Source organism: Achromobacter pulmonis, assembly GCF_002885955.2.
GTDB classification, from domain to species: Bacteria; Pseudomonadota; Gammaproteobacteria; order Burkholderiales; family Burkholderiaceae_B; genus Achromobacter; species Achromobacter pulmonis_A.
In genome coordinates this window covers 543,070-550,120 of sequence record NZ_POQS01000005.1, presented here as the reverse complement: position 1 = coordinate 550,120, position 7,051 = coordinate 543,070, and the positions used below count along the sequence as shown (strand labels likewise).

Here is a 7,051-nt window from a genome sequence, read left to right as displayed (position 1 = left end):
AGCGCCGATACGGCGCACTTTGCCGCAGCCCATTTCGCCATTGACGATCGCAGCGCGTTCGCCTTGATCGACCAGCAGCTCGGCGGCAGCATGGACAACGTCGGCCTGGGCCTGGAACAGCTTGCGCTTGAGGCTGGCAACGACGAGTTGCCGCTGTGCTTGCGCTTGGCCGGTATAGACCGGCGGGTTGGCGCGGTTGAGAGAATCAAGCAGTTCGTCGCCGAACTCGCCGACAAAATCCTGAAGGCTCAGGGTCAGAGGGGATGATTCCGCTTCGAGCAGTTCGCCCGGTACGGGCGCTGCATTGCTGGCGGTGGTGTCGAGATCAACGGGCATGGTGATGCTCCATAAAAAGAATGGGGCATGCACCACCCCAGCGGGGCGATGACATGCCCCGTGGTGGGAAGAGAGACGGCGAACCGTCGGTGGTTGGACAGTACAGGCACTCCTTGGCCTGCGGTGACAACTCGCGGTCAGTACTCGTTGGGCAGCAACAGCGTGGTGACGCTGCGATCCCATTCGGTGATGATCCAAATCTTCAGGCCGGGTGTGACCTCGTAAGAAGAAAACAGACGATCCTCGCCGGACTTCAGCGCGGCATCGTTCTGCCGCCTGTCGCTGTCGTCGAGGTCGCCCCAATCGCCGCCGAGGTGGCGACGCAGGTAGGGAGTCGGGTTGAGCCGGCCCTGTCGGACCAGGTCATCGACGCCGCAGGTCATGACCACCTGGCCTGGCGAGAAGCGCAGGCTCGGTGTTTGGCTGATGGAAAGTGCTTGGGCTGCCATGGAAGGCTCCTGGATATGGAGGGGCCACGGCACCCCATCGGGGCGACTGGACCCCGGTAGGTGGAAAAATCGACGGCGAACCGTCGGCGGTGAAAAACAATCAGCGAATGGTCAACACCTCGCCCCGTGTCGGGGAATCAGGCGTCATGTCCCACGCGCGGATGACGGGAACAAACTTGTCGGTGAGGATGCGCGTCTCGGCGATCGAGCCGTCTTCGCGCTCGGTGAATTCCCGCTGGAGCGTCTTGTCCTTGTGGGTGTCACCTTTGACGACGAGCACGCGCCCCGTCTTGGATTGCACGACTCCCGAGATCGCGCCTGCGGCCAGAGCCAGGGCGAGATGCCAGTGGGACAAGGCCCGCGCCGGTGGACGTAGCGTCTGCTGCGCGGCCCCCAACTGCGTATCCCGCGACGGCCAGAGGCCTTGCAGTCTGCCAACCTCATCGGCGAACTGCTCCGGCTCCATCGTCACGCGGAAGAAATGCCCCGGCTCCGCCGGGCTGGCGGGGACGATGTACGGCAGGAACGGCCATTCGCTCGGCAGCTCCTCGGCTTCGATTTCGCCAAGCCCAATCTGCAGCAACAGACTGCGCACGGCCTTGACGGCATCGGGTGTCTGCTCACGCTGACGCACCCGTCGCCCGAAGATCACCACCTGCTTAAACTGCGTTTCCACCGCTCGATAGATCCGCAGGTCGGTGTAGTGGCGTGTCAGCCAGCCGACCAGCTCGGCATCGAGCACGTAGCCGGGGACGATGAAGACCAGCACGCCGCCGTACTGCAACAGGGGCAGCGTGCGCTGGTAGAACAGCTTTTCGAGGCGGGCTCGGCCCTGACCTTGATAGCCAATGTTGCCGTTGACGTCCTTGGACAGGTCGCCATACGGCGGATTGAGCCAGAGCAGACCGAAGGACTGCTTGGAGATCATCGTGTCCATCAGGTCCGCGTGCAGACAGTGATCGACCAGACCACGGGCATGGCGCGCCCGCTCTGCGTCGAACTCGACGGCGAACGCCTTGGCATGCTCGCGCCCCAGGGCATGAGCCGCTTCAGCGATTGCCACGCCTTCGCCGGCGCAGGGATCGAGGATGCACATCGGCCCATTGGATTCAGGCGCACTGGGCATCAGTGCATTGAGGGCTCTTTCGAGCGTTGGTTCGTCGGTCGGGAAGTACCCGTTCTTCACAAAATTGCGGGCGAGCCGCGGGAACATGAGAGCCATGGAAGTCTCCTGGTTGGCGGGGATGAATGGCGCAGGCGGGCCTTGGCGTGCCTGCGCAGGTGGTTCAAGCCGCTACCGTTTCCGGCGTCCAAATCTTGGCCGGGTATGGGTAGGCGGTGAGCACGTCACTGCGGATCAGCGAGCCGAGCGCCTGGGTCAGCGCCGGCACGTCGATGGCGAGCTGATGGCCCACCAAAGGCCCGAGGGCGAATGGCAGACGGGTCAGCATCTCGCGGCTTTGCAGCAGTTCCAGCACGGTTTCGCGCCAGTGGTCGAGCAATGGCAGTGGGCAGGTGTCCTGCACCAACGTCCACAGGCGGTCAAACCGGTGGTCGCTATCGCGGGGCAGCAATGCCAGTGCGCTGGCGTTGGCCTTGTCGGGCTTGACGCAGCGCCGATCGAACAGCCACACGTTGGACAGCGAACCGAACAGCGTTCGCCGGTAGGCGCGGGTCATGCGCTTTTCCAGGCGATCGACGTTGCCGACGAACACCGGGACGCTGCCGCCCTGATCGGTGACGACGTGGAACTGCTCCAGCCCCTGCTCGTCGCGCCCGAGGGTCAGGCGAGCCAGGAACTGCTGGACGGCGGTGTCCCGCGCCCAGATCGACAGGAAGATCAGGTTGCCCTGGTCATCGCCGACGCAAGCGTCGGCCATCACGTCCGGGCATTCGTCGATGCGGTACAGCGTGGTGGAAGAAGTGTTTGCGGGCATGGTGGTGTCCTCGGATGAACGGGAACAGCACCGCCCGCAGGGGCAAGTACTGCCCCTTGGGGTGGAAGTAAAAAGCTTAGGTTCAGGCCATCAGCGCCGTAGCTTGGGCTGTGGCCTCCTTGGATGTGCGCCGCCGAGCGTGGTAGGCGCGAACGCCTGCACGCCAGTCGGCGGACTGCTCCGGTGCGAGGTCTAGATAAGACAGCGGACACGAGTAGTAGTACGGGTGCATGGACTCGTCCAGCGGCTTGTAGCCCCACTGGCCGCCGCTGCGTTCCAGCAGATCGCAGCGGATGGTGCACAGGGACTGGCCCGATGCGAGATCACGGTGTACGCCTTCGGCCTTGGCCGTCACTTGCACAACAGACCAGAGGACGTTGCCACGCAGCGCGTGGGCGATGACCTTCACGCTGGCGCGTTCGGTCTCTTGCGGTGCGATCAACTCCGCGATCAGTTCAGACCGCGATTGGGGTGAGAAATACCAGCCCATGAGAGGCCTCCTGGAAAAATTGAGCCAGAAGCCTCCCCGGTGGGGAAGACCCCCAGCGGGTGGATGAAGCACACCGCAGATGCGGTGCCCAGTACTACGCAGGTTGCAGTTCGGCCTGGCGGCTCCACTCCTGCGTCTTGAAGTCCAGCGCGTAGCCCAGTTCGCCCAGGCGGGCGATCTGCGTGCGCAGGGTGCGGCGGTCGATGGTCGAATCCAGTTTCACGGACTCGCCCAGCGGCCAGAGCAAGCTGAACAGCGCGGCGTCGCCATCTTCGGTACTGCCGGGAGCAGTTGCCGCAGCGGGCGTCGGCGCATCCACGCCGAAGGGCGTGGTATCGACCAGCGGGTCCGTGGATGCCTGCACGGGTGCTGGCTTGGCGGGCCTGGAAGTTTTGCTGGGCTTGGCCGGTGTTGCCGGTGTTGTTGCAGGCTGTGCGCCCAGCTCTTCATCAAGTGGATCGAGGTCCTGGGTGGCGAAGCTGCGTGCCTCGTCACGGCTCAGCTTGTCGATGTCGTAGAGCGTCATTCCGTCCAGGCTGGCGCGGATCTCGAAGCGCATGCCGCCACCGACCGGGTAGGACTTCGGGAAGATGTACCTGATGATGAACTCCCCGTCGTACTTGCCTTCGGGGTATTGCTCCAGCTCCGGGTCCTTGACCTCGAACGTACCAAGGTGCGTGGCGAGGCGTCCGACCGTGAAGGGGCCGTTCTTGCCGCGGATGGTACGCAGCGTGAGCTGGCCGGGGACGATGATGGGCGAAACCGATTGCTCGGGTGCCGATTTGGCTGTCATGGTGGTACTCCTGATGATGAATGACGGACGGCTGGTGGCAGCCGGTGGATGAGAGGAAATGAACCTCGCCCGAGGTGGGCAAGGTCCACTTGGCATCACGCCTTGAGCTGGCGCATGCCTTCGGCCAGGAGCCACAACGCCCGGTTCAGGCGCAGGTTCTGGTCGATGCCTTGCACCGGGCGGGTGCGCTGATTGCGGCCATTGGCCGAGCGTCCATTCAGGCCCCCCTTGACGAGGTTCTCTTGGACACGGTTGAAGACGGCCCACAGGTCATCCCTGCGGTCGTCCCAGCGCCTGGGCGCGAGCAGTTGACGCTCCGTGACAGGCGTCGGCTTGGCAGGATCGTCGTACTTGAGTGCCAGCGCTGAGTGCGCGAAGATTTCTGATTCGCCCTCATCGAGGGTGATGGTGCGCATCGCATCGCGCGAGTCCTTCACGCGCTCGAAGCCTTCAAGGACTTCGTAGGCGCCTTCGATCACCTGGCTGGCCACATCCCCCTTGTGCGGGACACGGATGTCGGCGGTGGTATCGCCGCAGACCAGGCCGTTGTGGCAGACGAATCTGAACATGCCTGCCAGCATCTGGTAACTGCTCGTGCCGTCGTGGCTGTTGAGCAGGATGATCTCGTTCGCCTCGTCGCCGTTGATCTGGCTGGCATGGCGAAGCCGGATGAGATGCTTGGTGTGCTCGCGCCGATCCTCGTTGCGCACGCGCGTCTGGCACACCATGAAGGGCTCGAAGCCCTCCTGGCGCAGCTTGGCGAGCACGGTCGAGGTCGGTATGTAGGCATACCGCTCGGATCGGCTCCCATGAGGAGCGTCGGCGAAGATTGATGGAGCAATGGCGCGAATGCGGTCGTCCGAGAGCGGGCGATCTGAGCGCAGGATCGGGGACTGCGGAGCAAAACGGGATGCCAGAGACATGGCTGTTCTCCTGTGAAAAATGCGACAACCGCGCGGCCGTCTGACCACGCGGAACTCGGGGGAAGAAATGCGCGAGCGCGCTATGCGGATGGAGGACGCTGCAGATGCAGCAAGGAGAAGCGGCAAGGCCCCATGAGGGGCCATGCCGGATCAGAACGAAGCAGCCAATGCCGGCTCCTGCTCCTCGACTTCACCTTCGGGCTCGCACTCGGCGGGCTCGGCAGGCTGATCTGCAGCGGGGGCGGCGTCCTCGGCTTCGGGCGCGGGAGCGTCCTGGGCCGGCGGCGTCTCGGCTTGCGCGGGGCTCGTCGGGTAGACCTTGGTGCCGTCGATCTTGATCAGGCCGATGTGGATCAGTGTCGAATCCAGGCTCGCGGCCGGTTCCCCAGCGCGCTCACCCTTGGTGCGGATGTACGGATCGATCTTCATGTCGTTGAGACGGAAGGCGATCAGCACCTTGCAGTCCCCTTCGATGGCCTGCACGCACCGGCGAACCAGATGCTCGGCTTCAGGGGTGGTGACGATGGTGTCGAAGTACCGATACTCCGGTTCATCGACAGGCCCGGCCAGAGCGGCGACGGTGCAAGAGAGGAACGGATCGCCATCTTTGGGCGTGACGTCCTTCGGACGGCTGAGGTAGCCGATGCCGCGGGTGATCAGCTCGTGCTGCCTGATCGAAGCCAGTTCGGCCCGGTCAAGCGGCTCGGCCTTGAGCAGTCGCGCCTTGAGGGACGCGGCGGCTTGGCCTTTCTGCTCACCCTTGTCGCGGATATACGCATCGCCCCACAGGTCGCCGAGGCGGAAGCGCACCAGTGGGCGCTGCTTGGGATCGTCAACGCCGATGTAGCGCTCGACCAGCTTCTTGGCCTCGGCACCCGAGACCTTGACGTCGAAATAGCGATAGCTGGGGTCCTTTGCGGAACCGACCAGCGCGGCGATGGTGCATGCCAGGAAGGGCTGCGCACGGCGGCCGCCCCGAACAGGCACTTCACGGGCACGCTGGATGTAACCGATGCCCGAGGAGTGGAGGTCGAAATACGATTTCTCGTTGGACGTGGTGCTCATGGTGAATCTCCATAGGGATGAAGCGGAGACACACCGGCCCCACGCNTGATCAGGCCGATGTGGATCAGTGTCGAATCCAGGCTCGCGGCCGGTTCCCCAGCGCGCTCACCCTTGGTGCGGATGTACGGATCGATCTTCATGTCGTTGAGACGGAAGGCGATCAGCACCTTGCAGTCCCCTTCGATGGCCTGCACGCACCGGCGAACCAGATGCTCGGCTTCAGGGGTGGTGACGATGGTGTCGAAGTACCGATACTCCGGTTCATCGACAGGCCCGGCCAGAGCGGCGACGGTGCAAGAGAGGAACGGATCGCCATCTTTGGGCGTGACGTCCTTCGGACGGCTGAGGTAGCCGATGCCGCGGGTGATCAGCTCGTGCTGCCTGATCGAAGCCAGTTCGGCCCGGTCAAGCGGCTCGGCCTTGAGCAGTCGCGCCTTGAGGGACGCGGCGGCTTGGCCTTTCTGCTCACCCTTGTCGCGGATATACGCATCGCCCCACAGGTCGCCGAGGCGGAAGCGCACCAGTGGGCGCTGCTTGGGATCGTCAACGCCGATGTAGCGCTCGACCAGCTTCTTGGCCTCGGCACCCGAGACCTTGACGTCGAAATAGCGATAGCTGGGGTCCTTTGCGGAACCGACCAGCGCGGCGATGGTGCATGCCAGGAAGGGCTGCGCACGGCGGCCGCCCCGAACAGGCACTTCACGGGCACGCTGGATGTAACCGATGCCCGAGGAGTGGAGGTCGAAATACGATTTCTCGTTGGACGTGGTGCTCATGGTGAATCTCCATAGGGATGAAGCGGAGACACACCGGCCCCACGCTGCGGGGAAAGGTGCGTAACCCCGCGATGGGTTGATAAGGCGAAAGCATCCACCACCAGAGACTGGTGGCCGCTCGCGGATGGATGCGGTGCGAGCTGGCTCGGTCACGCAGTGGGAACTGCGCCGCAACCTCGAAGACCGATGGTTGCCTGGCATGTCGCTGACAACGTCAGCAAGCATGGGCTCAGCATGGCCGGGCCTCGCGCGCGAGGCAGCCATCAATCGGTATCCCGGCGA

The 7,051-nt window shown here is 64.0% G+C and carries 7 protein-coding genes and 2 pseudogenes; all 9 read right to left on the bottom strand.

Going from position 1 to position 7,051, the window contains the following annotated elements; genetic code table 11:
- Window positions 1-336 (bottom strand): annotated as a pseudogene (locus tag C1I89_RS21500) (DEAD/DEAH box helicase); the annotation flags it as partial.
- 137 nt (window positions 337-473) lie between these two features.
- Entirely contained in the window at window positions 474-785 is a 312-nt protein-coding gene (locus C1I89_RS21495; protein WP_003158627.1) for a hypothetical protein, read from the bottom strand.
- Between the two features lie 100 nt (window positions 786-885).
- The gene (locus C1I89_RS21490; RefSeq protein ID WP_258231494.1) at window positions 886-2,031 is read right to left on the bottom strand and encodes a class I SAM-dependent methyltransferase; all 1,146 of its coding nucleotides are present in this window, start codon (window positions 2,029-2,031) and stop codon (window positions 886-888) included.
- Between the two features lie 40 nt (window positions 2,032-2,071).
- The gene (locus C1I89_RS21485; RefSeq protein WP_102774540.1) at window positions 2,072-2,722 is read right to left on the bottom strand and encodes a hypothetical protein; all 651 of its coding nucleotides are present in this window, start codon (window positions 2,720-2,722) and stop codon (window positions 2,072-2,074) included.
- 82 nt (window positions 2,723-2,804) lie between these two features.
- Window positions 2,805-3,212 (bottom strand): hypothetical protein, encoded by a 408-nt coding sequence (locus C1I89_RS21480; protein ID WP_102774539.1) that lies wholly within the window; start codon window positions 3,210-3,212, stop codon window positions 2,805-2,807.
- Between the two features lie 94 nt (window positions 3,213-3,306).
- Complete coding sequence (locus tag C1I89_RS21475) at window positions 3,307-4,005, bottom strand: DUF3275 family protein (protein ID WP_102774538.1); 699 nt, start codon at window positions 4,003-4,005, stop codon at window positions 3,307-3,309.
- Window positions 4,006-4,100: 95 nt separating this feature from the next.
- Window positions 4,101-4,928 (bottom strand): DUF932 domain-containing protein, encoded by an 828-nt coding sequence (locus tag C1I89_RS21470; protein WP_102774537.1) that lies wholly within the window; start codon window positions 4,926-4,928, stop codon window positions 4,101-4,103.
- A 150-nt stretch (window positions 4,929-5,078) separates the two neighbouring features.
- A complete protein-coding gene (locus tag C1I89_RS21465) occupies window positions 5,079-5,993 on the bottom strand; it encodes a DUF3577 domain-containing protein (protein ID WP_102774536.1) in 915 nt (304 codons plus the stop codon).
- A gap of 47 nt (window positions 5,994-6,040) precedes the next feature.
- A pseudogene (locus C1I89_RS21460) lies at window positions 6,041-6,769 on the bottom strand (DUF3577 domain-containing protein); the annotation flags it as partial.
- Between the last annotated feature and the right edge of the window lie 282 nt (window positions 6,770-7,051).

Coding starts and splice junctions, on each gene's coding strand:
- C1I89_RS21470 (WP_102774537.1), bottom strand. CDS start 4,928: ATGTCTCTGGCATCCCGTTTTGCTCCGCAGTCCCCGATCCTGCGCTCA.
- C1I89_RS21475 (WP_102774538.1), bottom strand. CDS start 4,005: ATGACAGCCAAATCGGCACCCGAGCAATCGGTTTCGCCCATCATCGTC.
- C1I89_RS21495 (WP_003158627.1), bottom strand. CDS start 785: ATGGCAGCCCAAGCACTTTCCATCAGCCAAACACCGAGCCTGCGCTTC.
- C1I89_RS21485 (WP_102774540.1), bottom strand. CDS start 2,722: ATGCCCGCAAACACTTCTTCCACCACGCTGTACCGCATCGACGAATGC.
- C1I89_RS21480 (WP_102774539.1), bottom strand. CDS start 3,212: ATGGGCTGGTATTTCTCACCCCAATCGCGGTCTGAACTGATCGCGGAG.
- C1I89_RS21465 (WP_102774536.1), bottom strand. CDS start 5,993: ATGAGCACCACGTCCAACGAGAAATCGTATTTCGACCTCCACTCCTCG.